This window comes from Kitasatospora sp. NPDC094028 (assembly GCF_049543595.1).
Taxonomy (GTDB): domain Bacteria; phylum Actinomycetota; class Actinomycetes; order Streptomycetales; family Streptomycetaceae; genus Kitasatospora.
Window position 1 is genome coordinate 284 of the sequence record NZ_JBMVFA010000135.1, and the last position, 750, is coordinate 1,033.

The 750-nt window shown below is 74.0% G+C and carries 1 protein-coding gene; it reads right to left on the minus strand.

From position 1 onward, the window contains the following. Positions 1 to 7: 7 nt before the first annotated feature. Positions 8 to 750: LysR family transcriptional regulator (locus tag ACPC54_RS42340; RefSeq protein WP_498973109.1), on the minus strand; the 743-nt coding region annotated here is incomplete at its 5' end.

A 750-nucleotide genomic window follows, 5' to 3' on the forward strand; every position in this document is an offset into this window, starting at 1 on the left:
AGAGGCCCTAGGCGTCGCCGAGCACGGTGCGGGCGATGTCCTCCAGTGATCCGAGCAGCGGGTTCGGGTCGTCGGCGCGGGTGACGAGCAGGACCTCGCAGGGGTCGGTGTCGACGAGGGGTATCAGGGCGAGGTCCTCGCGTACCGCGGCGCGTCGATCACCGGCGGGGAAGATCGCGACGCAGTGGCCGGTGGCGACGAGTTCCAGCTTGTCCTCGAAGCTGTCGTCGCCCGCGGGCCGAGGCGGCGCCGGGTGGGCGCCGAACGGCTTGGGAGTGCTCCAGAGAACCGGGGTGCTGGCGCAGGCCACCAGTTCCTCGTCCGCCAGGGCCCCGGGGCTGATCGCCTTTTCGTCGGCCAGCGGGTGACTGGCCGAGGTGACGAGCACCCGCGGTTCCTGATGGAGGGTGGTCACCCGGAAGCCGTCCGTGGGGAAGGGCAGGGGTCCGTAGGCGATGAGGGCGTCGACGCGCCCCTCGGTGAGCGCGCGCGTGTCCCGCCAGTCGAGGTGGCGGGTGCGGACCTGGGCCTCAGGGTGGCGGCGGCGCAGTTCCTGCGTGCAGGCGGTGATGACCAGTCCCTCGGCGCGGCCGACGGTGACGGTACGAGGCTGCGCGGCGGCCCTGGCCGTGCGGGCGGCCCGCTCGGCCTCCTGGAGCAGGATTCGGGCCCGGGGCAGGAAGGCCCGACCGGCGTCGGTGAGGCTGCTGCCCTGCGGCGAGCGGTCGAGGAGCCGGACCCCGAGCTGGG